At 57.6% G+C, this 22633-nt stretch carries 24 protein-coding genes and 2 tRNA genes; 14 read left to right on the top strand and 12 right to left on the bottom strand.

Annotated features, from left to right (window positions below):
• The first annotated feature begins 85 nt into the window (after positions 1-85).
• The 3 genes from GS646_RS07365 (at position 86) to GS646_RS07375 (ending at position 1187) form a co-directional block, all read left to right on the top strand.
• Positions 86-592, top strand: a complete 507-nt coding sequence (locus GS646_RS07365) for a cold-shock protein (protein ID WP_174825370.1) — start codon at positions 86-88, stop codon at positions 590-592.
• A gap of 7 nt (positions 593-599) precedes the next feature.
• Complete coding sequence (locus tag GS646_RS07370) at positions 600-1067, top strand: DUF192 domain-containing protein (RefSeq protein WP_171183349.1); 468 nt, start codon at positions 600-602, stop codon at positions 1065-1067.
• A gap of 43 nt (positions 1068-1110) precedes the next feature.
• Positions 1111-1187 (top strand) — tRNA-Pro (locus GS646_RS07375).
• Positions 1188-1198: 11 nt separating this feature from the next.
• On the opposite strand, the gene GS646_RS07380 is transcribed toward GS646_RS07375, so the two are convergent.
• Complete coding sequence (locus tag GS646_RS07380) at positions 1199-1633, bottom strand: hypothetical protein (RefSeq protein ID WP_171105261.1); 435 nt, start codon at positions 1631-1633, stop codon at positions 1199-1201.
• Positions 1634-2175: 542 nt separating this feature from the next.
• On the opposite strand from GS646_RS07380, the gene GS646_RS07385 reads away from it, so the two are divergent.
• Both GS646_RS07385 and GS646_RS07390 read left to right on the top strand, forming a co-directional pair.
• Positions 2176-5796: a vitamin B12-dependent ribonucleotide reductase gene (locus tag GS646_RS07385; protein ID WP_171647026.1), complete on the top strand. Its 3621-nt coding sequence runs from the start codon at positions 2176-2178 to the stop codon at positions 5794-5796.
• 539 nt (positions 5797-6335) lie between these two features.
• The gene (locus GS646_RS07390; RefSeq protein WP_171090220.1) at positions 6336-6581 is read left to right on the top strand and encodes a hypothetical protein; all 246 of its coding nucleotides are present in this window, start codon (positions 6336-6338) and stop codon (positions 6579-6581) included.
• Between the two features lie 42 nt (positions 6582-6623).
• Here the strand turns inward: GS646_RS07390 and GS646_RS07395 are convergent, their stop codons facing one another.
• Positions 6624-8168: a trimethylamine methyltransferase family protein gene (locus GS646_RS07395; protein WP_171183345.1), complete on the bottom strand. Its 1545-nt coding sequence runs from the start codon at positions 8166-8168 to the stop codon at positions 6624-6626.
• A gap of 400 nt (positions 8169-8568) precedes the next feature.
• Here GS646_RS07395 and GS646_RS07400 point away from each other — a divergent pair, with 400 nt between their 5' ends.
• Entirely contained in the window at positions 8569-9099 is a 531-nt protein-coding gene (locus tag GS646_RS07400; RefSeq protein ID WP_253746401.1) for an outer membrane protein, read from the top strand.
• Between the two features lie 3 nt (positions 9100-9102).
• Here GS646_RS07400 and GS646_RS07405 read toward each other — a convergent pair whose 3' ends face one another.
• Both GS646_RS07405 and GS646_RS07410 read right to left on the bottom strand, forming a co-directional pair.
• Positions 9103-10290 carry a pyridoxal phosphate-dependent aminotransferase gene (locus GS646_RS07405; protein WP_171647024.1) on the bottom strand — a complete coding sequence of 396 codons (1188 nt, stop codon included), beginning with the start codon at positions 10288-10290 and terminating at the stop codon, positions 9103-9105.
• 57 nt (positions 10291-10347) lie between these two features.
• A complete protein-coding gene (locus tag GS646_RS07410; RefSeq protein ID WP_171183643.1) occupies positions 10348-10692 on the bottom strand; it encodes an MmcQ/YjbR family DNA-binding protein in 345 nt (114 codons plus the stop codon).
• Positions 10693-10910: 218 nt separating this feature from the next.
• Here GS646_RS07410 and cysS point away from each other — a divergent pair, with 218 nt between their 5' ends.
• The 3 genes from cysS to GS646_RS07425 are packed head-to-tail and all read left to right on the top strand — an operon-like array spanning position 10911 to position 14721.
• A complete protein-coding gene (cysS, locus tag GS646_RS07415) occupies positions 10911-12308 on the top strand; it encodes a cysteine--tRNA ligase (protein WP_171647022.1) in 1398 nt (465 codons plus the stop codon).
• The gene (cimA, locus tag GS646_RS07420; protein WP_171183339.1) at positions 12308-13942 is read left to right on the top strand and encodes a citramalate synthase; all 1635 of its coding nucleotides are present in this window, start codon (positions 12308-12310) and stop codon (positions 13940-13942) included. The genes cysS and cimA overlap by 1 nt, the downstream gene beginning before the upstream one ends.
• Positions 13943-13944: 2 nt before the next feature.
• Positions 13945-14721 (top strand): squalene/phytoene synthase family protein, encoded by a 777-nt coding sequence (locus tag GS646_RS07425; RefSeq protein WP_171647059.1) that lies wholly within the window; start codon positions 13945-13947, stop codon positions 14719-14721.
• Here GS646_RS07425 and GS646_RS07430 read toward each other — a convergent pair whose 3' ends face one another.
• Positions 14722-15948, bottom strand: a complete 1227-nt coding sequence (locus GS646_RS07430; protein WP_171183337.1) for an MFS transporter — start codon at positions 15946-15948, stop codon at positions 14722-14724.
• A 97-nt stretch (positions 15949-16045) separates the two neighbouring features.
• On the opposite strand from GS646_RS07430, the gene GS646_RS07435 reads away from it, so the two are divergent.
• Together GS646_RS07435 and GS646_RS07440 are read left to right on the top strand one after the other, a co-directional pair.
• Positions 16046-16678 carry a DNA-3-methyladenine glycosylase gene (locus GS646_RS07435; RefSeq protein WP_171091163.1) on the top strand — a complete coding sequence of 211 codons (633 nt, stop codon included), beginning with the start codon at positions 16046-16048 and terminating at the stop codon, positions 16676-16678.
• Entirely contained in the window at positions 16675-17340 is a 666-nt protein-coding gene (locus GS646_RS07440) for an alpha/beta hydrolase (protein WP_171647020.1), read from the top strand. The genes GS646_RS07435 and GS646_RS07440 overlap by 4 nt, the downstream gene beginning before the upstream one ends.
• A 45-nt stretch (positions 17341-17385) precedes the next feature.
• Here the strand turns inward: GS646_RS07440 and GS646_RS07445 are convergent, their stop codons facing one another.
• Together GS646_RS07445 and GS646_RS07450 are read right to left on the bottom strand one after the other, a co-directional pair.
• Positions 17386-17811 carry a VOC family protein gene (locus tag GS646_RS07445; RefSeq protein ID WP_171183333.1) on the bottom strand — a complete coding sequence of 142 codons (426 nt, stop codon included), beginning with the start codon at positions 17809-17811 and terminating at the stop codon, positions 17386-17388.
• A gap of 32 nt (positions 17812-17843) precedes the next feature.
• Positions 17844-18449: an rRNA large subunit pseudouridine synthase E gene (locus GS646_RS07450; RefSeq protein WP_171183639.1), complete on the bottom strand. Its 606-nt coding sequence runs from the start codon at positions 18447-18449 to the stop codon at positions 17844-17846.
• Between the two features lie 213 nt (positions 18450-18662).
• Here GS646_RS07450 and GS646_RS07455 point away from each other — a divergent pair, with 213 nt between their 5' ends.
• Positions 18663-19250, top strand: coding sequence for an HNH endonuclease (locus GS646_RS07455; RefSeq protein WP_171090203.1), 588 nt, complete (start codon positions 18663-18665; stop codon positions 19248-19250).
• On the opposite strand, the gene GS646_RS07460 is transcribed toward GS646_RS07455, so the two are convergent.
• Positions 19247-19714, bottom strand: a complete 468-nt coding sequence (locus tag GS646_RS07460; protein WP_171183331.1) for a disulfide bond formation protein B — start codon at positions 19712-19714, stop codon at positions 19247-19249. The genes GS646_RS07455 and GS646_RS07460 overlap by 4 nt on opposite strands.
• Positions 19711-20289 carry a YqaA family protein gene (locus tag GS646_RS07465; protein ID WP_171090199.1) on the bottom strand — a complete coding sequence of 193 codons (579 nt, stop codon included), beginning with the start codon at positions 20287-20289 and terminating at the stop codon, positions 19711-19713. Before GS646_RS07465 ends, GS646_RS07460 begins: the two co-directional genes overlap by 4 nt.
• 147 nt (positions 20290-20436) lie before the next feature.
• On the opposite strand from GS646_RS07465, the gene GS646_RS07470 reads away from it, so the two are divergent.
• Together GS646_RS07470 and GS646_RS07475 are read left to right on the top strand one after the other, a co-directional pair.
• Positions 20437-20522: transfer RNA gene (locus tag GS646_RS07470), tRNA-Leu, on the top strand.
• A complete protein-coding gene (locus GS646_RS07475) occupies positions 20513-20824 on the top strand; it encodes a hypothetical protein (RefSeq protein WP_171647018.1) in 312 nt (103 codons plus the stop codon). The genes GS646_RS07470 and GS646_RS07475 overlap by 10 nt, the downstream gene beginning before the upstream one ends.
• Here GS646_RS07475 and GS646_RS07480 read toward each other — a convergent pair.
• From GS646_RS07480 to fumC, 3 genes are read right to left on the bottom strand one after another with little or no spacing between them, the layout of a single operon-like run.
• Positions 20809-21030 (bottom strand): ribbon-helix-helix domain-containing protein, encoded by a 222-nt coding sequence (locus GS646_RS07480; RefSeq protein ID WP_171090196.1) that lies wholly within the window; start codon positions 21028-21030, stop codon positions 20809-20811. The two genes, GS646_RS07475 and GS646_RS07480, sit on opposite strands and share 16 nt — an antisense overlap.
• Positions 21027-21203 (bottom strand): DUF4169 family protein, encoded by a 177-nt coding sequence (locus GS646_RS07485; RefSeq protein WP_171090194.1) that lies wholly within the window; start codon positions 21201-21203, stop codon positions 21027-21029. Before GS646_RS07485 ends, GS646_RS07480 begins: the two co-directional genes overlap by 4 nt.
• A complete protein-coding gene (gene fumC / locus GS646_RS07490) occupies positions 21203-22597 on the bottom strand; it encodes a class II fumarate hydratase (RefSeq protein WP_171183327.1) in 1395 nt (464 codons plus the stop codon). Before fumC ends, GS646_RS07485 begins: the two co-directional genes overlap by 1 nt.
• Positions 22598-22633 lie beyond the last annotated feature (36 nt).

Here is a 22633-nt window from a genome sequence, read left to right on the forward strand (position 1 = left end):
TTACCTGTCATTCCCATAAACAACAAACCCTTAACGAACGGCTAAAACTCGCGATGGGAATACCGTGCCAGAAGATATGAACAACATGTATCGCGTTCGTGGACACGTGAAATGGTTCGACCCTGCCAAGGGGTACGGATTTGTTGTGTCCGACGATGGCGGCCCGGATATCCTGTTGCACGTGAACGTCTTGCGTAACTTTGGCCAGAGCTCGGTCGCAGATGGCGCTGGGATCGAGATCATGACGCACCGCACGGATCGGGGCGTTCAGGCCGTCGAAGTGGTCGCGATTGATCCTCCGGCGCGGACCGACTCGATGATGCTGGCCGATTTTGCCGAGTTGGATCCAGTGACGATCGCCGAGGCACCATTGGAAGCCGCGCGCGTAAAGTGGTTCGACAAGGGTAAAGGCTTTGGTTTTGCCAACGTCTTTGGCCGTGGCGAAGACGTTTTTCTCCATATCGAAGTGCTGCGCCGTTCCGGTCTTGCTGATCTGCAACCGGGCGAAGCGCTGGCAATGCGAGTGATCGATGGCAAACGGGGCCGGATGGCGGCTCAGGTGTTGGCCTGGGAAGCCGCACTGGACGGCTGACGTTTTCATGAAACGGTTTCTGACGCTTCTGCCCCTGTTCCTAGTGCTTTGGACGGGTGGGGCGTTTGCAGCGTGCAGCGCTGATCGTGTTACCTTGCGAAATGACTACGCAACGGTGCGTTTTGACGTCGAACTTGCCGTTACACCTCAGGAACGCTCCCAAGGGTTGATGTTTCGCGAAACGCTCCCGAATCGATCAGGTATGCTGTTTGTGTTTGACCCGCCTCAACGTGTCGCGTTCTGGATGAAGAACACTTTGATTCCCCTGGACATGATTTTTCTGGATCGCACAGGCTTGGTAACGCGCGTGCATGAGGGGGCGATTCCTGGCGATCTGACCCCAATCGAAGGCGGAGATTCCGTTTTTGCAGTGCTGGAAATCAACGCCGGATTGTCGGCGCGCTATTCCATTACGCCCGGCACACAGATGCAGCACGAAATTTTTTCGTCAGGTCCTGCAATTTGGCCCTGTTAGGGCTTTTCAAATCAGATTGGCATCGTTAGGAAGGCGCACGGTCCGGGGCGTGGCGCAGTCTGGTAGCGCACCTGTTTTGGGTACAGGGGGTCGTAGGTTCGAATCCTGCCGCCCCGACCACTTCCACTCAATCATGAGGGCGAACCGCCCATTGCTTGGAACAGCCGGCTGATCGACTGATCCAGCTCGGTGCTGTCCAATGGCACTTCGACCACAGAACCGGTTCTCTGCGGGACTTTGAAGAACACGTTTGCATCTATGCGGTAACCGTCAGCGTTCTTGCTTGATGTCAGGCGCATAACGCTTTGTGGCAGGTCCTGAGGATTGCCGTCGTAATTCAGAATCAAATAGGCAGATGCCTCTGCGGGCAGAAACTCGCGGCATTCAAATGTTTGGCCGCTGGTTCTTTCAAAAGATTCCCCCGGACCGGAACAACTGGTTTCAAAAACATCAAACAGTCTTTGCGGATACGTTTCGAACTGGGCGCTGCGTGACGCATCGGGCACATCTTGTGGTGCGCAGGCCACGATACAGGCCAAGAACGGAATAAAGGTGAACAGCTTCATACCTTTGGACCTTTTCACAATTGAACGAACGGGCCGCGATCAAATTCGAACGCCTCAGAACAGAACCAGATGATTCCCGATCAGCCTAGACGTTGTCGCATTGGTTGATCAAATGCAGATAACTATGCTGGCAAAAACGGGAATTCGATTTGAGACTTTGAGGTTTCGGCGAAAATTTGCCGTGGATGATCCTGTGGAGGAATCGCGCACCGTTGGGTCACATTCTTGAAACGTCGTCAGGTCAACAAAAAAGATTTCAAAAAAGGCGGAAAAAGGGCGTTGACCTTATATGTGTTCATACGCCAAATTGTATGAGCCGAAGAGATTGCCACAATATCTGGTGTTGAAGCTGGAAGAGGCAGCAGGCGAGGGTCGGAAAGCACATCTAATTTAAGTGCGCCGTTTTTGCGGTTTTTCCGCTGTCTTTGACAGCGAAGGATGCCCTTGTCCGTATAACTCTGGGCGTTGTGGGCGGCACCCTGCAACACAACATTTGGTGCCGGGAACTGAAAATTGGGCGGAATTTAACCAGGGCTGCGGACATGAAGATTGACAGAAAATTCACCAAACCAGATCAGGATGCCTACTCGGACCTTGATTTCGTGTCTGCAACGTCTGAAATCCGTAACCCGGATGGAACGATTGTATTCCGCCTGGATAACATTGAAGTACCCGCAAGCTGGTCGCAGGTGGCAAGCGACGTGATCGCTCAGAAATACTTCCGCAAGGCAGGCGTTCCCAGCAAGCTGAAGAAGGTCAAAGAAAAAGACGTTCCAGAATTCCTGTGGCGTTCGGTCCCTGCCGAAGGCGCTGAATTTGACGGAGAAACCTCGTCCAAGCAGGTGTTCGATCGTCTGGCGGGTGCATGGGCCTATTGGGGCTGGAAGGGCGGATACTTCTCGGATGAAGAAGACGCGCGTGCCTATTTTGACGAGATGCGCTATATGCTGGCGACCCAGCGCGCCGCACCGAACAGTCCTCAGTGGTTCAACACAGGTCTGCACTGGGCCTATGGAATCGACGGACCGGCGCAGGGGCACCACTATGTCGATTACAAAACCGGCAAACTGACCAAATCGAAATCCGCGTACGAGCATCCGCAGCCGCACGCGTGTTTCATCCAGTCCGTTGATGATGATCTGGTGAACGAAGGCGGCATCATGGATCTGTGGGTGCGCGAGGCGCGCCTGTTCAAATACGGCTCGGGTACCGGGACCAACTTCAGCCATCTGCGCGCAGAGGGCGAGGCGTTGTCGGGTGGCGGCAAATCTTCGGGCCTGATGGGCTTTCTCAAAATCGGCGACCGCGCTGCTGGCGCGATCAAATCAGGCGGGACAACCCGTCGAGCAGCAAAGATGGTGATCGTCGATGCGGATCACCCGGACATCGAGCAATTCATCGAATGGAAGGTGATCGAAGAGCAGAAAGTGGCCTCGATCGTTGCCGGATCGAAGATGCACGAAAAGATGCTGAACGGCATTTTCGAGGCCATCCGTTCGTGGGACGGCTCGGCAGATGATGCTTATGATCCAAACGCGAACGACGCGTTGAAAAAGGCAGTGCGCGAAGCGAAAAAAATAGCGATCCCAGAGACTTACATCAAACGCGTTCTGGATTATGCCAAGCAGGGTCACGACAGCATCGAATTCCCGACCTACGATACGGACTGGGATTCGGAAGCCTACAGCTCGGTCTCAGGCCAGAACTCGAACAACTCGATCCGCGTCACCAATGCGTTCCTGACCGCTGTCGAAAAGGACGCCGATTGGGAACTGATCAACCGCACCGACGGCAAGGTCGCCCGAACAGTCAAAGCGCGCGATCTGTGGGAAAAGGTCGGTCACGCCGCATGGGCATGCGCCGATCCGGGCATCCAGTTTCACGACACAGTAAACGAATGGCACACATGCCCCAATGATGGCGAGATTCGCGGCTCGAACCCGTGCTCGGAATATATGTTCCTTGATGACACGGCCTGTAACCTGGCGTCGATGAACTTGCTGACCTTCCTCAGGGATGGTGAGTTCCAGGCGGCGGACTATATGCACGCCTCGCGTCTGTGGACCCTGACACTGGAAATCTCGGTAACAATGGCGCAGTTCCCGTCGAAAGAGATTGCGCAACTGTCCTATGACTTCCGCACCTTGGGTCTGGGCTATGCCAATATCGGCGGTCTGCTGATGAACATGGGCTACAGCTACGACTCGGACGAGGGCCGGGCCATCTGTGGCGCACTGACTGCGATCATGACTGGTGTGGCCTATGCAACGTCGGCTGAGATCGCCGGAGAACTGGGCGCCTTCAAAGGTTACGAGCGCAACGCTGATCACATGCTGCGCGTCATCCGCAACCACCGCCGTGCGTCGCAGGGTGTAACCGAGGGCTATGAGAAACTGGCGGTCAAGCCGGTGCCTCTGGACCACGGCAACTGCCCGGACAAGCGTCTGATCGATCTGGCCATGTCCGCTTGGGACGAGGCGCTGAGCCTGGGTGAGAAAAACGGCTATCGCAACGCGCAGGCCACCGTGATCGCGCCCACCGGCACCATCGGTCTGGTGATGGACTGTGACACCACCGGGATCGAGCCGGACTTTGCTCTGGTCAAATTCAAGAAGCTGGCCGGTGGCGGTTACTTCAAAATCATCAACCGCTCGGTGCCGTCGGCGCTGGAGAAGCTGGGTTATTCCTCATCTCAGATCGAAGAGATCGTGGGCTACGCGGTTGGTCACGGCACCATTGGCAACGCGCCGGGGATCAACCACACCTCGCTGACCGGTCACGGCTTTGGCCCCAATGAACTAGCGAAAGTGGATGCTGCACTGGAAAGCGCCTTTGACATCCGCTTTGTCTTTAACCAATGGACACTGGGCGAGGATTTCTGTACCGGCGTTCTGGGCATCCCGGCGACCAAGCTGAATGACCCGACTTTTGATCTGCTGCGCCATCTGGGCTTTACCCGCGCGGATATCGATGCAGCCAACGACCACGTTTGCGGAACCATGACGCTGGAAGGCGCGCCGCATCTGAAGGAAGAGCACTATTCGATCTTCGACTGCGCCAACCCGTGTGGCAAGAAAGGCAAGCGTTTCCTTGGGGTTGATAGTCACATCACCATGATGGCAGCCGCGCAGAGCTTCATCTCGGGCGCGATCTCGAAGACGATCAATATGCCGAATGATGCAACCATTGAGGATTGCCAGAAGGCATACGAGCTCAGCTGGTCTCTGGGTGTGAAAGCCAACGCACTCTATCGTGATGGCTCGAAACTGTCGCAGCCTCTGGCCGCGGCGCTGGTCGAGGATGACGACGAGGCGGCTGAAGTGCTGGAAAGCGGTTCGACGCAGGAAAAAGCTGTCGTTCTGGCCGAGAAAGTGATCGAGAAGGTCGTGGTCAAGGAAATGATCCGCAGCCACCGCGAGAAACTGCCGCATCGCCGCAAGGGCTATACCCAAAAGGCGATCGTGGGCGGCCATAAGGTTTACTTGCGCACCGGTGAGTTCGAAGACGGCAAGTTGGGTGAGATCTTCATCGACATGCACAAGGAAGGCGCTGGCTTCCGTGCGATGATGAATAACTTCGCCATTGCCGTGTCGGTCGGTCTGCAATACGGCGTGCCGCTGGAAGAGTTTGTCGATGCCTTCACCTTCACCAAGTTCGAACCGGCAGGGATGGTGCAGGGCAACGATTCGATCAAGAACGCAACGTCGATCCTGGATTACATCTTCCGCGAATTGGCCGTGTCCTACCTGGACCGCACCGATCTGGCGCATGTGAAACCCGAAGGCGCGACCTTTGACGATCTGGGTCGAGGCGAAGAAGAAGGTGTTTCCAACATCTCTGAGATCAGTGAAAGTGCTGCGTCCAAGTCATTGGAAGTGCTGAAACAAATCAGCTCGACCGGTTATCTGCGCAAGCGTCTGCCTCAGGATCTGGCAGTGTTCAATGCTGGTCAGGCTGAGCTGAACGGGATGGCTGAAACAGCGGCTGCATTCGAAGCACCTGTGGCTGAAACTGCAGTGGCAACCGGCATGGACGCCCGCACCAAAGCAAAGATGCAAGGCTATGAGGGCGACCCGTGCGGTGAATGCGGAAACTACACGCTGGTGCGCAACGGTACCTGCATGAAATGCAACACCTGCGGCGCGACAAGCGGGTGTAGCTAAGGCTTAACGCCCCGGCACCCCGGGGCGTAGGGGTCGGACGCTGCCCTTGGTTACCGACCCCGACGAATACGGAGAAAGGCACTGAGACTTACCAAGTTTGCCTTTTTCCACTCGGCCGACATGCCCGTGTTGGCCGGGAACAGGGTGGGGCGGAATATTTGCTCCCTCCCACTCTTTCACGGGGCGGGTGCGCTCGCCCCATGCGCAGTCCAGGCCGCAGGCAAAAAAACACCGGGCGGTCAACGACATGAGCCTGGAAGGCGAAACTGACAGGGGGCTTCGGCCCCCTTTCTTTTTGTGCCGGGCTGCTTGCGTAAGCGTGGTTCTGCCGGATTACCTAGGATCCGTCGGGCAAGACCTGCCGAAACGGGTCAGGCGAAATTTTGCCCGGCGGCGCGTTGCGCGCCCGACTCGGCTAAACACGCAAGGATTGGCGCGAATCTCTGGATTTCGCGCAATACGGGTGACGCACTGAGGTGTTGCGGTGTTTCTGGGACCTGTCCGGACGAAAGATAATCAACCTATCAGGAGGCACCAAAATGAAACCGCAGTATTTGATTGGGATTTCCATCGCTGCTTTGACCTTGCCGGGTCTCGTATCGGCGCAATCGACGGCAGATGCCAATGGTGATGGCGTTCTGACGATTGAAGAAGTGCAGGTGGTAGCACCAAGCGTGGATGCCGACACCTTCTCGGCCATGGATGCAAATGGCGACGGCGCGTTGGACGCAGATGAAGTGGCCGTTGCACAGGAAGCCGGTTTGCTTCCGCCAAGTGACGGATAAACGTAAGGGCGGCCCGATCATCATCGGGCCGCCTGTTTCCTGTTATCCGGGCAGGTGAATTTTGAACTTTTCGCGCAATTCCATGTCCAGCATCGGATCGAATCTGGCCTCGGATGGCGCGGATAGAATTTCTTCTTTTCGGGCTATGGCTTTGTCGATCAGATCCGGTTTGCCCAGTTCAACCCATTCTTTTGGCGAAGACCGGTCGCCGAAAACCGGGTAGACATAGTCAGCTTGCATCCGGCTGAGCGTAGCTTCCGTTCCAAGATAGTGACCGGGACCGCCTATGCAGACCTCGGCCATCTGGTCTAGCGCGAGGGTATCATCTGTCACCTCGATCCCGCGTACACAGCGTTGGGCCTGACCGATCAGATCATCACTGAGGATCAGGCTTTCGAAACAGAAACCCAGCAACGAGGCGTGCATGCCCGCCGCTTCGTACACCATGTTCAGACCGGACAGACCCGCCATCACGTTTGAACACATCTGTTCCCAACCGGCCTGCATGTCGGGAAGTTTCGAATCCGATGCCCCTGCGGCCGCACCGCCGGGCAGGTCGTAGAACCGGTGCATCTGTGCGCATCCAGCCGTCAGAAGGGCCTGTTCTCCAGACCCGATGGACATCGCGCCTGTCCGTAGGTCCAGACCAAAGGGCCAAGTGCCAAAAACGGCTGGTGCTCCGGGACTTACGGCGTTTACGTAAACCAAACCAGCAAGGCATTCGGCGGTTGCCTGAGTGATAGCTCCGGCTATTGTCGAGGGCGCGGTGGCACCGGCCATCCCAGCCGAGAGCAGCAGAACAGGCATTCCGGCCTTGATGCATTCCTCCATCACTTCGCAGCTTTCCGTTGCGAATTTCATTGGCGGAACCACAAAGCAGTTCGAATTCGATACAAAAGGCCGCTCGCGGTACTTATCCTCACCACCCGCGATCATATAGATCATCTCCATCGCGGGCGCGACGTGGCTGGGTTCCGTGAACGAGGTTCCGATGTGTTTGAAAGTGCCGGAACAGCTGGCGTAGATCGTGTTCAGGTCCATTTCCAGATTGTCCGCGATGTCGCGGCAGACCATAGGGCGTTGAACAAAGTGAATGTTATCAAGTTGTTGACAGATTCGCGCGGCATCGTGCAGGTCCTGCACAGTTGAATCGCGGTATTCCCGTCCGTGTACGTCGACCATAGACACGGCAGCGCCCGCAGTGCCGTAATGAACCTTGGTTCCCATCAGCTCGAGATCGGTTTTCCCGTCGCGACTGTAGAGTGTGACCGAGCGGTTTGCTTTGGCGATTGTATCTTCGACCAGCGCACGCGGAAACCGGATACGTCCGTCGTCGCCAAGGGTGCAGCCGGCGCCCACAAGGTAGTCGATGCCGCTTTGCGGGGCATCCGCCAGCCCAATGGTTTCAAGCGCGGTCAGGGCGGCCTCATGAATGCGTTCAATCTGTGCCTGCGTCAGAACATTCAGAACGCCGCCTTCCATTCCGGGGCGTATAGGGCGCAAATGGTCAGGCAGGGCTGAGGCTCGGGCGGCGCGGCGGGCAGCGCGGCCACCGCTGCGTGAGGTGTTGCGGGATTGGTCGTTCATTTCAAAATCCGGTCGTTGTGTGATGCGTTGGGGTGAGGGTAATCCCCCTTACGGTCGCCCCCGCGCGGCACGGCCACGATCCGCACCGATGGTGCGGCTAACCAGGCTGATCTTCCAATCGTGATCTGTCATGTGGCCTCTCAACAACTTCTCAATGCTTTCCAAAATGCTGCGACACAATCTGTCCTGTTTACGACCTTTGTTGGAATTTGCTGACGATTGTGCCGGTAATCTGCCGAGTGGAAGAGTGTTGGTTAGATTTTCTCCCGTTTTGGAAGAATTCTGTTATACTGCATTCACTTACTTTTGAGCGTTACGCTCCTGAAATTGAATTCTGAAGGAGTGGATCACAGATTAGAATTCGTTTGCGTCTTTGGATCGAAACAAGAGCGACATAGCTTTGAACCCGTGTGCAAAATCTCTTTCTGTCCTGTTTGCTGCGACCTTCATCGCAAGCGCAAGCCCGGTATTTGCTGAGGACTGGACAGGTGGGTATGTCGGCCTCAGCTTTGGATATGCAGATGCGGACGGACCGGGGGGTGCCAGCGGTGACGATACCGTTTTTGGGGCGCATATCGGGTATGATCAGGACTTTGGCAACTTTGTGCTGGGGGGCGAGTTTGAATACAACCGCCTCTCTCTGGATTTAGGGTCAACCCAGGGTAGCCTGGACAGCATGACTCGTCTGAAGCTGCGCGGTGGATACGATTTCGGCAGCGCTCTTGGGTATGTGGTTGTCGGCGCGGCGCGCGCCGAAACCTCGGTCGATAACGACACAGCAGCCGTTTACGGCATTGGCGTTGCCTATCCGATCGGCGAGAATTTTGTTATCAGCGGCGAGGCGCTGCGACAGGATTTCGACGATGTCACCCGTTCCAATGGCCGTCTGGATTCCAACGTTTTCAACCTGCGCACCACGTTCCGCTTTTGAACTCTATTCAGCCGCGTGGCGCTTTGCGAGCTGTTCGGCAAATGAACATAGCGTTCTCAGGGCACTCGCAAAACGATCATCATCAACCGTCATGGCCACCCGAATGTGCCCAGCGGCGGCCGCCCCAAAGCTTTCGCCCGGCATGACGGCAATGGCGTGCGAATCGAGCAGAGCGTTGGCAAACCCTTCCCCTGACAATCCGGTCTTGCGCACGTCCAGCATCAGGTACATCGCACCTTGCGCCGGCACCAGGCCAACGGTGTCCTGCGTCTGAAGTATCTTCATCGCCATCGACCGCCGTCGGCGGAACGGGGCGGCGATCTTCTCCTCCAACTCGGACCCTGCGGCCAGCGCAAAACTAGACGCGTCCTGAATGAAGCCCGGCACACCGTAGGTCGTGTGGGTGGCCAGGTTGATCAGATGGGCGATGACCTCTTCGGGACCGACGATCCAGCCACAACGCGACCCCGTCATGGCATGGGATTTGGACATGGACCCTACAACCAGCGTCCGTTCCTTCATGCCGGGCAACGCGCGCGGCGACAGGTGTTCGCCTTCCCAGACTTGCGTGTCATAGACCTCATCTGAAATCAGCCAAAGTCCACGCCGTTGGCAAACTTCTGCAACCGCTTCAAGTGACTGACGGGAATAGACAACTCCGGTCGGATTGTTGGGTGTATTGATCAAAAGCGAAACGGCACCGTCAGCGGCAGAATCAATCCTTTCGGCGCTGGGTTGAAAGGCATCTTCCACCGCGGTCTGAACCGCGCGGGCAACCGCTCCGACCCCGCGAATCGTGCCCGGGTACGTGGCGTAGTAGGGATCGAGGAACAGGCCTACATCGCCCAGATCACAGACAGCCATATGGGCTGCAAACAAGGCTGATTGCCCACCGGGGGTGATCAGAACATTGTTGCGCGTTGTGGGTACACCCGTATGCGTTTGCACACGTGCAGCGACCGTATCGCGTAAAAGATCCGTGCCGGGCACCATGGCATAGCCGGTGTGCCCTTCACGGGCAGAAAGATCCATCGCATGCAGGATCGATGGATCGGTCCGAATGTCATGTTCGCCAATCGTCAACTCGGTGACGGCCTGACCTTCGCTCAGCATCCTTCGGGCGCGATAAAACACGTCCCAGCCGTCGCTGCCACCGCCGGTGATCTGCGTGATGCGTTTTGACAGGTTCATTGGACCGCTCCCGGATTGCCTTTCGCTGAATGGGGCAGAGCGGTGCGCCTTTGTCAATCAGCTTCGCGGCGGCAAGGTCGCCTGCAGCTTTTTTGTTAGCGATGCGCGGACAAGGTCGTAAGAAACGGTCAGTCGATGCCGCAGTTCCTCAGCCTCTGCATCGAAAGGAAGGCGGACCCAACTGCGGTGGAAATATGGGGCTTTTACGCCGACACCAGCGTCGATGACCATCTGAGCCGTTTCCACGTCCGGTGTTTTCACGGACACCCCATCATTTGCGATGCCAATACAGGCGAACATCTTGCCACCGACTTTCCATGCATCATGGCCGCCGCCCCATGGGTCAGAAAGCTCGGCCCCCGGGAACTCTTGGCAAATGGAGTTGATGTAGTCGCGGTCCATATCGGGGACTGTGCCCGAGGGGGTGCGCAAACTCAATGCTTGGCTTGGACCTGATCCCGTGCTAACCGATGCACATGAACCCGGTGACCTGCATCATTATCTGCTGCATTACCTGCTGATTTATCAAGCGGGCCGGTTTCTTTCGTTTTCATCCCTGAGACAAGTTGCTAAGCCCGCGCCAACGCGCAAGCGAATGCTGTTTCTGAGGAGCCCGACCGATGACGACGATCAAGCTGCACAACACACGGACGCGGACGAAGGAAGACTTCGCTCCGATCGACCCTGAAAATGTGCGGATGTATGTCTGTGGTCCGACAGTCTATGACCGCGCGCATCTGGGCAACGCCCGCCCAGTGGTGGTGTTTGACGTGCTGTATCGTCTGCTGCGCCATGTTTATGGCGCGGATCACGTGACCTATGTGCGCAATTTCACTGACGTGGACGACAAGATCAACGCCACCGCGCTGGCGCGTAAACAGGCGGGCGCGGAAGGCACGTTAGAGCAGTTGGTGCAGGAGCGTTCCGATGAGACCATCGGCTGGTATCTGCACGACATGGGCGCTTTGGGAACTCTTGAACCCAACGAGATGCCGCGGGCGACCCAATACATCGACCAGATGATTGTGATGATCGAGGGGCTGATCGCAAAGGGCCATGCCTATGCCGCCGAAGGCCATGCCCTGTTTGCTGTCGACAGTTGGAAAGAGGGCTATGGCAAGCTGTCGGGCCGTTCGGTCGATGACATGATCGCAGGCGCGCGGGTCGAGGTGGCACCCTACAAGAAGAACCCGATGGATTTCGTGTTGTGGAAACCCTCGACCGACGAACTGCCGGGTTGGGACAGCCCGTGGGGGCGGGGGCGTCCGGGCTGGCATATCGAATGCTCGGCCATGAGCTATGAGCTGCTGGGCGAGAGCTTTGACATTCACGGCGGCGGCAACGACCTGATGTTCCCGCACCACGAGAACGAGATCGCGCAAAGCTGCTGCGCGCACCCGGAAGGTGAGTTTGCGCGCTACTGGCTGCACAATGAGATGCTGCAGGTCGAAGGTAAGAAAATGTCCAAATCGCTGGGCAATTTCTTCACCGTGCACGATCTGTTGGAGCAAGGCGTGCCGGGTGAGGTGATCCGGTTTGTGTTCCTGCAGACCCATTACCGCAAGCCGATGGATTGGACCGAGAAAAAGGCGCGTGAGGCCGAAGCGACGTTGCGCAAGTGGCGGGCGCTGACAGCGGGCGTCGAGCCCGCCGCCAGCGCGGCACCTGAGGTGGTCGCAGCGCTGAGCGATGATCTGAACACAGCAGGTGCCATGACCGAGCTGTACCGTCTTGCCTCGGACGGTGACGCAGCGGGTCTGTTGACGAGCGCGCAGTTGCTGGGGCTGTTGCTGCCAGAGATGGGCGCCTGGGCGGACACGGCATCTGTTGACCTGACTGCTCATGCGGACCGTTTGGCGAATGCACGGGCGTCAGCCATGCAGAACAAGGATTTCTCGGAAGTTGACCGCCTCAAGGTCGCATATGTTGCCGCAGGGCTTGAAGTACGCATGACCAAGGAAGGTGTGGAACTGGTGCCCGGTGCGGGGTTCGATGCCTCCAAACTGGAGGAGGTTTGATGACCAAAGAACGCCTCTACCTTTACGACACCACCCTGCGCGATGGACAACAAACGCAGGGCGTTCAGTTCTCGACCGCCGAAAAGGTGCAAATCGCGCAGGAGTTGGATGCACTGGGTGTGGATTACATCGAAGGTGGCTGGCCCGGTGCTAACCCAACCGACAGCGCGTTTTTCGAGGCTGCGCCAAAGTCGTCGGCCCGTTTGACGGCGTTCGGAATGACCAAGCGGGCAGGGCGCTCGGCTGAGAATGACGATGTGCTTGCAGCCGTGATGAATGCGGGTACGCAGGCCGTCTGTCTGGTGGGCAAGTCGCACGATTATCACGTGACCCATGCGTTGGGGATCTCGCTTGAGGACAATGTCGAGAACGTCCGCGCCTCGGTTGCACATATCGTGGCGCAGGGTCGCGAAGCGCTGTTCGATGCCGAGCATTTCTTTGATGGCTACAAGGACAATCCTGATTATGCGGTCGCGGTCTGTCGCGCCGCGCTGGACGCGGGCGCGCGGTGGGTAGTGCTGTGCGACACAAATGGTGGTGCTTTGCCGTCCGAGGTCGGACGGATTGTGTCAGAAGTAATCTCGGCAGGGCTGCCCGGTGATCGGTTGGGTATTCACACCCATAACGACACCGAGAACGCAGTGGCTTGTTCTCTGGCAGCGGTCGAGGCAGGGGCGCGACAGATTCAGGGTACGCTGAACGGTTTGGGAGAGCGTTGTGGCAATGCCAACCTGACGGCTTTGATTCCGACGCTGTTGCTGAAGGAACCCTATGCTTCTCAGTTTGAGACCGGCGTCAGTCTGGATGCATTGGCGGGGTTGACCCGCATCAGCCGGATGCTGGATGACGTTCTGAACCGGGTTCCCAGCAAGCAGGCGGCCTATGTGGGGGCGTCTGCCTTTGCGCATAAGGCCGGGCTGCATGCCAGTGCGATCCTCAAGGATCCGTCGACCTACGAACATGTCGAGCCTGCAAGTGTGGGCAACTCACGCATCATTCCGATGTCGAACCAGGCCGGGCAGTCGAACCTGCGCAAACGTCTGACCGAAGCCGGGCTGAGTGTCGAGGCGGGTGATCCCGCGCTCGGTCGGATCCTTGAACGGATCAAAACGCGCGAAGCGGATGGGTATTCCTATGACACCGCGCAAGCCAGTTTCGAGCTGTTGGCGCGGGACGAGCTGGGACAACTGCCCGAGTTCTTTGAAGTCAAACGCTACAAGGTCACGGTTGAACGGCGGAAGAACAAGTACAACAAGATGGTCAGTCTGTCTGAGGCCGTTGTTGTTGTGAAAGTGGATGGCGAAAAGAAACTGTCCGTCAGCGAATCCATGGATGATTCTGGCAGCGACCGGGGACCGGTGAACGCTCTGTCCAAAGCCTTGGCCAAGGATTTGGGGCGGTATTCGCAAGTCCTGTCAGATATGCGGTTGGTCGACTTCAAGGTGCGGATCACACAAGGCGGGACCGAAGCGGTTACGCGCGTCATCATCGACAGCGAAGACGGGCAGGGGCGGCGCTGGTCCACCGTGGGCGTCAGCGCGAACATAGTCGACGCATCGTTCGAAGCTTTGCTGGATGCAATTCAGTGGAAACTTGTGCGTGATTGCGACCCGCAGAAGGCAGCGGCTGAGTGAGCGTGGTCTTTGACGACGACGTCAAAGCCTGTGCCGCGCTGGTACAACGGGCTGATCCTGACCGATTCCGTGCCGCAATGGCAGCCCCGGTGGCGGCCCGCGCCGTTCTGTTCCCGATTTATGCACTGAATGTCGAAGTGGCGCGCGCGCCCTGGGTCACACAGGAATCGATGATAGCCGAGATGCGGCTCCAATGGTGGCGCGATGCCCTACAGGAAATTGCCGAAGGTACCACCGTTCGACGGCATGAAGTTGTAACACCTTTGTCTCGTGTACTGTCGCCGCATCTTGCCGGTGTTCTGGATGAATACGTAGCCGTAAGGCGTTGGGATATATACCGTGATCCGTTTGAAGATCAGGGACATTTCGACGCCTATATCAACCACAGCGCCGGGTCGTTGTTTGTGGCTTCGGCTCAAGCGCTGGGAATGGCGGATGAAGTTGCTCTTCGCGACTTTGGTTACGCCGTTGGTGTTGCAAACTGGCTTCGCGCGATTCCCGAACTGGAAAACAGGGGGCGGATTCCCTTGTTGGATGGCACTCCTGATGGGGTGCGTGCCCTTGCGCAATCTGCGCTGGGGCGATTGAACAAGGCAAGGGCAAACCGGGCTGCGATTTCTGCCGAAGCCCGTCCTGCGCTTTCTGCCGGGTGGCAGGCGGACTGGGTATTGAAGCAGGCCGTTGCGCGGCCTGAGCGTGTTGCCGCTGGCGCTTTGATACCGGGCGAAATGCGGCAGCGAGTGTCCCTGATGTGGACGGTCAGCAGCGGGCGCTGGTGATCAGGCCCGTTCCGGGTCGGCGGGACGCAGCACCAGCCACAGCAACGCGCCGCCCGCCAGCGTGAGAAGTGGCACCATGGCCAGGTTCACTGCCGTCCAGCCTTCGATCGCAGAGCCGCCCGAGCAGTTCATCAACCCGCCTGAGGCCAGCGAGGCCAATGTGACACCTCCGAAAACCAGCAGGTCGTTCAGGCCCTGCATCCGTCCACGCTCTTGCGGGTCATGCGAATCTGCCAGCATCGTCGTTGCGCCTATAAAGCCAAAGTTCCACCCAATACCCAGCAGAACAAGCGCGAGGAAGAAGTTCCCAAGTTCAACCCCTTGCAAGGCAACAACCCCGGCGCTTGCCAAAATGGCAAGGCCCAGCGCCACGACCTTTTCAACCCCGAAACGGGCGATTAGATGACCGGTAAAGAAACTGGGGATGTACATGGCCAACACGTGGCTTGTAACGATATCCGCTGCGTCGTTGGCCGAGAATCCACACCCAACAACGGCCAGTGGGGTCGAGGTCATTACAAGGTTCATCAGCGCGTAAGACACCATCGCACAGATGATCGCAACAGCGATACGCGGTGTTTTCAGCAACTCAAGCCGTGAACGTCCTTTGGGTTCGTTCTCTGTGGGTTTTGGTGGTGTTGGGATGTCGAGAAAGAAGAACAGGGCAGAGCCCAGAACGTTGATCCCGATCACAGCCAGATAGGTGCCGAGAAACGGGATGACATAGGCCTGAGAGGTGAGTTTCACGATTTGCGGACCAATGATCGCCGCAGCCAAGCCACCGGCCATGACATAGGAGATAGCCTTGGGGCGATAGGCGTCCGACGCTGTGTCCGCAGCGGCGAAACGATAGAACCCGTGTGCGCTCATGTAGATGCCAGTCAGCAGACTGCCGACTAGAAAGACGGGGAAAGACCCAAGGAACAGGCCATATGCGCCCACAAGCCCCCCCAATGCGCCCGCAGTTGCACCGACAAGGAACCCCGCGCGCCGGCCCCAGCGCTGCATTATGGCTGAGATCGGCGTCGCCGCCAGCATGGATCCCAGAACAATCAGGGAAATGGGCAACGTCGCAAGGCACGGGTTCGAGGCCAGCGACTGGCCTGCCAGCCCGCCGACAATGAACATCATCGGCATTTGTGCACCCAGAACGGCCTGTGCGGCCACCAAAACGGCCACGTTACGCTTGGCCTGACGGTCATCTGGAGCTGTTGAGGTCATTGTCATGGGCGAATGGTTATCGGCTAAGCGTTTGGGGCACAAGCGACTTGCATCTGCGGCACATGCGCCTAACGTGCCGATGAACGCCGAGCAGGGAGGTCGCATGTCCGTAGGTCGTATTATCGAAACCAACGATTGCGTGGCAGAAGGGGCCGAATGGTTGGCTCAAGCCTGCCCGCGCATGGCGTATGCGATCGAACAGACTGGCCCTTTGCCCCTGCGCCGCCGTCCGGATGGCTTTGCGCAATTACTCAGTGCAATTGTCAGCCAGCAGGTCAGCGTGGCATCGGCGCGTGCGATCTGGAAAAGGTTGCAGGACGCGAAACTGACCGGTCCGCGCAAGATCATGTGGGCCACGGATGAGGATCTGCGCGCTGCGGGCTTGAGCCGCCAAAAGATCCGCTATGCACGGGCGCTGGCTGAGGCGCGCATTGACTTCAAATCGTTGCGCGAAGCGTCTGACGCCGAGGTTGTTGAAACTTTGACGCAAGTGTCCGGGATCGGCGTCTGGACGGCCGAGATCTATGCTATGTTTTCCCTGGGCCGCGCCGACGTGATCGCACCCGGCGATCTGGCGCTGCAAGAAGCCGCGCGTGTCCTCTATGACCTGCCCAAACGCCCGACGGACAAGGAACTGCGCCAAATGGCCGAAGCGTGGTCGCCCTGGCGGTCGGTTGCGGCACGGGTTCTGTGGGCCTATTACCGGGTTGATAAACAAAGAGAAGGGATCAGATGACACGGGTTTTGAATGCGCTGAGGAAAGAGCCTGTTTCGGGCGACACGCGATCAGTCGTAGTGTTCGTGCACGGCTATGGCGCAAATGGCGCTGACCTGTTGGGGTTGGCCGATCCGCTGGGCGAGCATCTGCCTGACACGCTGTTTGTGGCCCCTGATGCGCCCGAGCAGATTCCGGGAATGCCAAACGGGTTTCAGTGGTTCCCGATTCCGTGGATTGACGGCTCGTCCGAAGAAGAAGCGCGCCGTGGCATGGAAATGGCAGTTGAAGACTTCAACGCTTTTCTGGACGCCCTAATGGTGGACGAAGATGTGCTGCCCGAGCAGGTTGTGCTGTTTGGCTTCAGCCAGGGCACGATGATGAGCCTGCATGTTGCACCACGCCGCGAGGACCCGGTTGCGGGCATCGTCGCCTTTTCTGGCCGGTTGCTGGAACCTGATCTTTTGCCCGACGAAACTGTCAACCGGATGCCGGTCCTGCTGGTGCATGGCGATGCGGATGATGTCGTGCCGCCACAATCGCTGCCCGAGGCCGCCGAAGCCCTGCAGGCTGCCGATTTCAAAGAGGTCTACGCGCATGTCATGAAAGGTACCGGCCATGGCATTGCCCCGGACGGGCTGAGTGTCGCGCTGGCCTTCATGCGCGACAAGCTGAGTCTGTAGCCTTTGAAATCAGATCAGCGGAACGTCCAAGCGTTCCGCACCAGATCAAGACCAAAGATGTGCTTCGGCAAACTCGACTGAGTTTCCAGCCGGGTCACGCACGTACAAAGACCGTGCACCGCTGGGCCAGTCAAATTCGGCGTCCACGGGGATATTCCAATCCAGCAGGTGTTTGCGCATGGCCGCAATCTCATCGCGTGACAATACAAGACACACATGGCCGGGGCCGCGCGCACCATGAGGTGGGACAGGCATATTAGGGTTTAGAGGCGGCTGTTCTGTTTGGTCGGGGTTAAAGACCAGCAGGACCGACCTGCCAATGCGAAAGAAAACATGGCGATTGTCGACACGCTGTATCCGCTCAAGATTCAGAATCTCGCCGTAAAACTGTTCCGCAGCATCCAGATCGTCTGCGTAAAGCGCCGCCTCCAGTATGGCAGAAGGGGTAGGTATATCTGGCGTGAGTTTCATGCCCCAACTGTATCAGAGCAGGGCAGGTTTTGTCACCGGCGCGGGCGACGGTCTCGTTTGCGCTGAGGCGCGGCACTCAGCGTCGGCATCGGCAGGCTGTCCCATTGACCGGGCTCTAAGTCATCCAGGGTCCAGTCTCCGACGCGATAGCGGATCAGGCGTAGGGTAGGCAGACCCACCGCGGCCGTCATCCGCCGCACCTGCCGGTTCTTTCCCTCGCGGATGGTCAGTTCCAGCCAACTGTCGGGAACGCTTTTACGCTCTCGGATAGGTGGAATGCGAGGCCAGAGCCCCTCGGGCTCATCAATCTGCCGTACCTTTGCAGGGCGCGTCAGGCCATCCTTCAACTCAACCCCGTTGCGCAGCGCTTTCAAAGCTGTGCCATCAGGGACGCCTTCGATCTGAACCCAATAGGTTTTGGCCATCTTATGCTTCGGGTCGGATATCTGGGCTTGCAGCTTCCCATGATCCGTCAGCAGCATCAAACCTTCGCTGTCACGGTCCAGACGACCGGCGGGGTAGACACCCGGCAGGTCGATAAAATCAGACAGTGTGTTACGCGGACTTTCGACATTGGCGCGGTCGGTGAACTGCGGCAGCACGTCATACGGTTTGTTGAAGCGAATGAACCAGGACATGACCCGCGCATAGCCCGAAGGACGCACCCGACGCAAGCTGTGGATAAGTGTCACGTACCTGTCACAGATTCGGCTTACCCAGTCTGCGACATATTGTGGAAACTCAGGGCTTGTCAGAGTTTTAACACGATATATAGTTACCTTAAGGCCGGGGCGGGTGCTCCCCGCTCTGGTGTCACAAACGGGCAGCTGAGAGCGAGGAGCGATTCTGTGATGGACGGAGATTTCAGGACCGAATTTGTAAGAGAGCCGGGTATGCTCAAACAACACCCGGCCCTGGTTTTGAACGCCGATTACCGCCCCTTGTCCTACTACCCGTTGTCCTTGTGGCCCTGGCAAGAGGCGATCAAAGCGGCCTGGCTGGATCGGGTCGACATCGTGGCCGAATATGACGAGGTCGTCCGAAGCCCGAGCACCGAGATCCGAATACCCTCGGTCGTTGTATTGAAAGACTATGTAAAACCCAGAAAGCGCGTGGCCTTCACGCGCTTTAATTTATTTTTGCGGGATGAATTCCGCTGCCAGTACTGCGGCAGCCGCGATAACCTGACATTTGACCATGTGGTGCCGCGCGCGGCAGGCGGCGTGACCAGTTGGCAGAACGTGGTGGCGGCCTGTAGCCCCTGCAACCTGCGTAAAGGGTCCAAATCGCTGCGTCAGGCGGGGATGACATTGCGCAAGCCGCCACGTCAACCTGATGCTGAAGCGCTGCGCAATATTGGGCGGAAGTTCCCGCCGAACCATCTGCACGAAAGCTGGATCGACTTCCTGTATTGGGATGCGGAACTGGACGAGTTTTAAGCGCGCGCCCGCCAGGCCGCGATCCAGATCAGCATCAGCACTGCCGAGGCGATGGCATTCCAGCCTGCCATCGAGATGCCGAACATCTCCCACGGGATTTCGTCACAGCGCACCAGTGGCGCGTTCATGATCTGATCGAACAGATCGTCGTTGCTCAGTCCGCTGATATCGCCCGACGTACATGTGCTGGGGCCTTCCCACCAGTCTTGCTCAACACCGGCATGAAAGGCCCCGATGGCACCCGTTGTTGCAGCAGCTGCTGCGCCCAGCAGCGGCAGGATACCAAATCTTGGCAAGGCCAGCGCCGCCACGCCAATCACAACAGCCACCGCATGGGGGTAACGCTGCCAGATGCACATTTTGCAGGGTGCAAGCCCGCCCAAATACTGGAATCCCCACGCGCCCAATAGCAGGGCTGCTGAGCCAATCGTGGCGAGGGCCACAAGTACGGATTTTTTTGTCATAGATATTTAACCGCCACGAACCCGCCAAAAAGAAGGATGATGAACAGCGTGAACATAAGGCCCAGACGCTTTTCGATAAAGTCCCGGATCGGCTCGCCGAAGCCCCAAAGCAGGCCGGCAACCAGAAAGAATCGCATGGCCCGCGCCAGAATCGATGTGGCGATGAATGTGCCCAGCGGCATTCCGGTCCAGCCGGACATGATGGTGATGACCTTGTAGGGGAAGGGCGTCACACCCGCAGCCAGCACAGCCCAGAACCCGAAATCGTTGAATCGGGTGTTGAATTCTTCCATCGCGTGCGCTTTGCCCATGGATTCCAGAATGGGCTGACCGATGCTTTCATAGAAGAACGCGCCAATCGCATAACCCAGCATCCCGCCTAAAACCGAAGCCACCAGCGCAACGGTTGCAATCAACCAGGCGCGTGACGGGCGGGCCAGAATCATCGGAATCATCAAGACGTCAGGAGGAATCGGAAAAAACGAGCTTTCGATGAAGGCGACAATGGCCAAGGCCCACAGGGCATGAGGGTGTTCGGCCAGACGAATGGTCCAGTCATAAAGCGATCGTAACATATACAGTACTCAAATCCCGTTTGCGGCCCCAAGAAGGCAAACCATGCACCTGACGGACCGTCAACCGCCCAGATTGAAACAAATGGAATGTGGGATGTTTTTTGCCTCTGGACCTTCCTGCGCTTGGGCGCTAATCCAGTGTCCGTGGCCCAAGTGGCGGAATGGTAGACGCAGGGGATTCAAAATCCCCCGCCTTCACGGGCGTGAGAGTTCGAGTCTCTCCTTGGGCACCACATCCTCTTTTAACCTGCTATTTGTCTTTCGCGATCAGATGGTTGCGTTGCTGTATTGTCGTAGCTTTTGTTGCCGCAGCCTTGAGACGCGCGATTATGCCGCCTTGCGAATACTTGGATACAAAAACGAAACGGCGACGATCTGGCGTGGTTTTCTACAACGCCTGAAAACTGAGCGGTCCAAGAAAACGAGACAGGGGGAATGGGAAACAATTACGGCGCTGCGCTTCAATTGTTCATCGCAAGTTTTTAACTTCATGGCCAAAGGCGAAGCCGGGCATATGCCTCAAACCTTGTTCTGATACCATTTCAGAACAAACACCCGAATGGCCGATGCAAGGCCAGTTTCAGGATCGCGTTCAACATCAATTTCTGCGGCCAAAACATTGATCGGAAGTCTTTTTTCAGCCGCTATGTCGCGGAAAGCTCGCCAGAATTCATCTTCAAGCGACACGGATGTTCGGTGCCCCTTGAGAGTCAGAGAGCGCTTGATTGGGCGGCCGCTCATTCGTCTAACTCGCGCTTGTCGAGGTCACGCTTCAGCTTGTCCTGTTCAAACTTGGCGATTTCTTTCTCGGCCTTGGTGCGGCCGAATGCGACAGCATTCTGATCCGCGCGGGCTTTCTTTTCAGCCCGCGCTTTTTCTTTACGATACCGGTTCAGGTTAACCGGCTTGCCCATCAGTCTTTTGGACCAATCATCTGCTCGGGGCGGACGACGGCGTCAAAGGTTGCTTCGTCCACAAAGCCCAGCGCGATGGCCTCTTCCTTGAGGGTTGTGCCATTCTTATGCGCCGTCTTGGCAACTGTTGTGGCGTTGTCGTAACCGATAGTTGGCGCCAGCGCTGTGACCAACATCAGTGATTCCTTCATCAGCTTGTCGATGCGCGGTTCGTTGGCCTTGATGCCCATCAGCATCCGCTCAGTAAAGCTGTCAGAAGCATCGCCCAACAGCTGGATTGACTGCAGCAGGTTGTAAGACATCATCGGGTTGTAAACGTTCAGCTCGAAATGACCCTGGCTACCTGCGAAAGTCATCGCGGCGTTGTTACCCATCACGTGGGCGGCGACCTGGGTCAACGCTTCGGCCTGTGTGGGGTTCACCTTGCCGGGCATGATCGACGAACCTGGCTCGTTCTCGGGCAGAATCAGTTCGCCCAGACCCGACCGTGGGCCCGAGCCCAGGAAACGAATGTCGTTGGCGATCTTGTAGCAACTGCCGGCAATCGTCGCCAAAGCGCCTGACAGGAAGACCATCGCGTCATGGGCGGCGAGTGCCTCGAACTTGTTCGGTGCGGTGACGAAGGGCAGGCCGGTAATATCAGCCATGTGGCCTGCGACGGCCTCGCCCCAGCCGTGTTGTGTGTTAAGCCCTGTACCAACTGCGGTACCGCCTTGCGCTAGCTCGTAAATCCCAGGCATGGCTGCGTGAACACGGGCAATACCCTGGCGAATCTGATGGGCGTAACCGCTGAATTCCTGTCCCAGCGTCAGAGGCGTTGCGTCCTGCGTGTGGGTCCGACCGATCTTGATGATGTCTTTGAACTCTTCGGCCTTGTGTTCCAGCCCCGAGGCAAGTTTCTCGAGCCCCGGAAGCAGCACGTCACGCACGCTGGTCGCGGTGGCCACATGCATGGCGGTAGGGAAGGTGTCGTTCGAAGATTGACCCATGTTACAGTGGTCGTTCGGATGCACCGGGTCTTTTGAACCAATCACACCACCCAGAATTTCGATGGCGCGGTTTGCGATGACCTCGTTCGAGTTCATGTTCGACTGCGTGCCCGAGCCGGTCTGCCAGACAACCAGTGGGAAGTTGTCATCAAACTTGCCCTCGATCACTTCACCAGCGGCTTGAATGATCGCGTCGGCAATTTTTGCATCCAGTTTGCCGGTGGCCTTGTTCTGCATTGCGCAGGCTTTTTTGATCACGCCCAGCGCGCGGACGATGGCGACGGGCTGTTTTTCCCAACCGATGGGGAAATTCATGATCGAGCGCTGCGTCTGCGCGCCCCAGTATTTGTCGGCAGGAACCTCAAGCGGGCCAAAGCTGTCGGATTCGGTGCGGGTCTGAGACATCTGTCACTCCGTCTGGTATGCAGTTGTATGCCGTTT

It is taken from the genome of Ruegeria sp. HKCCD4315 (assembly GCF_013112245.1).
In the GTDB taxonomy this organism is placed as follows: Bacteria; Pseudomonadota; Alphaproteobacteria; order Rhodobacterales; family Rhodobacteraceae; genus Ruegeria.

Bases quoted from the DNA above. Each gene is read 5' to 3' on its own strand.
- GS646_RS07450 (WP_171183639.1), bottom strand. From the start codon at position 18,449: ATGTCCTGGTTCATTCGCTTCAACAAACCGTATGACGTGCTGCCGCAG.
- GS646_RS07480 (WP_171090196.1), bottom strand. From the start codon at position 21,030: ATGAGCGGCCGCCCAATCAAGCGCTCTCTGACTCTCAAGGGGCACCGA.
- GS646_RS07395 (WP_171183345.1), bottom strand. From the start codon at position 8,168: ATGAACGACCAATCCCGCAACACCTCACGCAGCGGTGGCCGCGCTGCC.
- GS646_RS07390 (WP_171090220.1), top strand. From the start codon at position 6,336: ATGAAACCGCAGTATTTGATTGGGATTTCCATCGCTGCTTTGACCTTG.
- GS646_RS07455 (WP_171090203.1), top strand. From the start codon at position 18,663: ATGGACGGAGATTTCAGGACCGAATTTGTAAGAGAGCCGGGTATGCTC.
- GS646_RS07365 (WP_174825370.1), top strand. From the start codon at position 86: ATGTATCGCGTTCGTGGACACGTGAAATGGTTCGACCCTGCCAAGGGG.
- GS646_RS07460 (WP_171183331.1), bottom strand. From the start codon at position 19,714: ATGACAAAAAAATCCGTACTTGTGGCCCTCGCCACGATTGGCTCAGCA.
- GS646_RS07405 (WP_171647024.1), bottom strand. From the start codon at position 10,290: ATGAACCTGTCAAAACGCATCACGCAGATCACCGGCGGTGGCAGCGAC.
- GS646_RS07430 (WP_171183337.1), bottom strand. From the start codon at position 15,948: ATGACAATGACCTCAACAGCTCCAGATGACCGTCAGGCCAAGCGTAAC.
- GS646_RS07445 (WP_171183333.1), bottom strand. From the start codon at position 17,811: ATGAAACTCACGCCAGATATACCTACCCCTTCTGCCATACTGGAGGCG.
- GS646_RS07380 (WP_171105261.1), bottom strand. From the start codon at position 1,633: ATGAAGCTGTTCACCTTTATTCCGTTCTTGGCCTGTATCGTGGCCTGC.
- GS646_RS07440 (WP_171647020.1), top strand. From the start codon at position 16,675: ATGACACGGGTTTTGAATGCGCTGAGGAAAGAGCCTGTTTCGGGCGAC.
- GS646_RS07465 (WP_171090199.1), bottom strand. From the start codon at position 20,289: ATGTTACGATCGCTTTATGACTGGACCATTCGTCTGGCCGAACACCCT.
- cysS (WP_171647022.1), top strand. From the start codon at position 10,911: ATGACGACGATCAAGCTGCACAACACACGGACGCGGACGAAGGAAGAC.
- GS646_RS07370 (WP_171183349.1), top strand. From the start codon at position 600: ATGAAACGGTTTCTGACGCTTCTGCCCCTGTTCCTAGTGCTTTGGACG.
- cimA (WP_171183339.1), top strand. From the start codon at position 12,308: ATGACCAAAGAACGCCTCTACCTTTACGACACCACCCTGCGCGATGGA.
- GS646_RS07435 (WP_171091163.1), top strand. From the start codon at position 16,046: ATGTCCGTAGGTCGTATTATCGAAACCAACGATTGCGTGGCAGAAGGG.
- fumC (WP_171183327.1), bottom strand. From the start codon at position 22,597: ATGTCTCAGACCCGCACCGAATCCGACAGCTTTGGCCCGCTTGAGGTT.
- GS646_RS07385 (WP_171647026.1), top strand. From the start codon at position 2,176: ATGAAGATTGACAGAAAATTCACCAAACCAGATCAGGATGCCTACTCG.
- GS646_RS07485 (WP_171090194.1), bottom strand. From the start codon at position 21,203: ATGGGCAAGCCGGTTAACCTGAACCGGTATCGTAAAGAAAAAGCGCGG.
- GS646_RS07410 (WP_171183643.1), bottom strand. From the start codon at position 10,692: ATGGACCGCGACTACATCAACTCCATTTGCCAAGAGTTCCCGGGGGCC.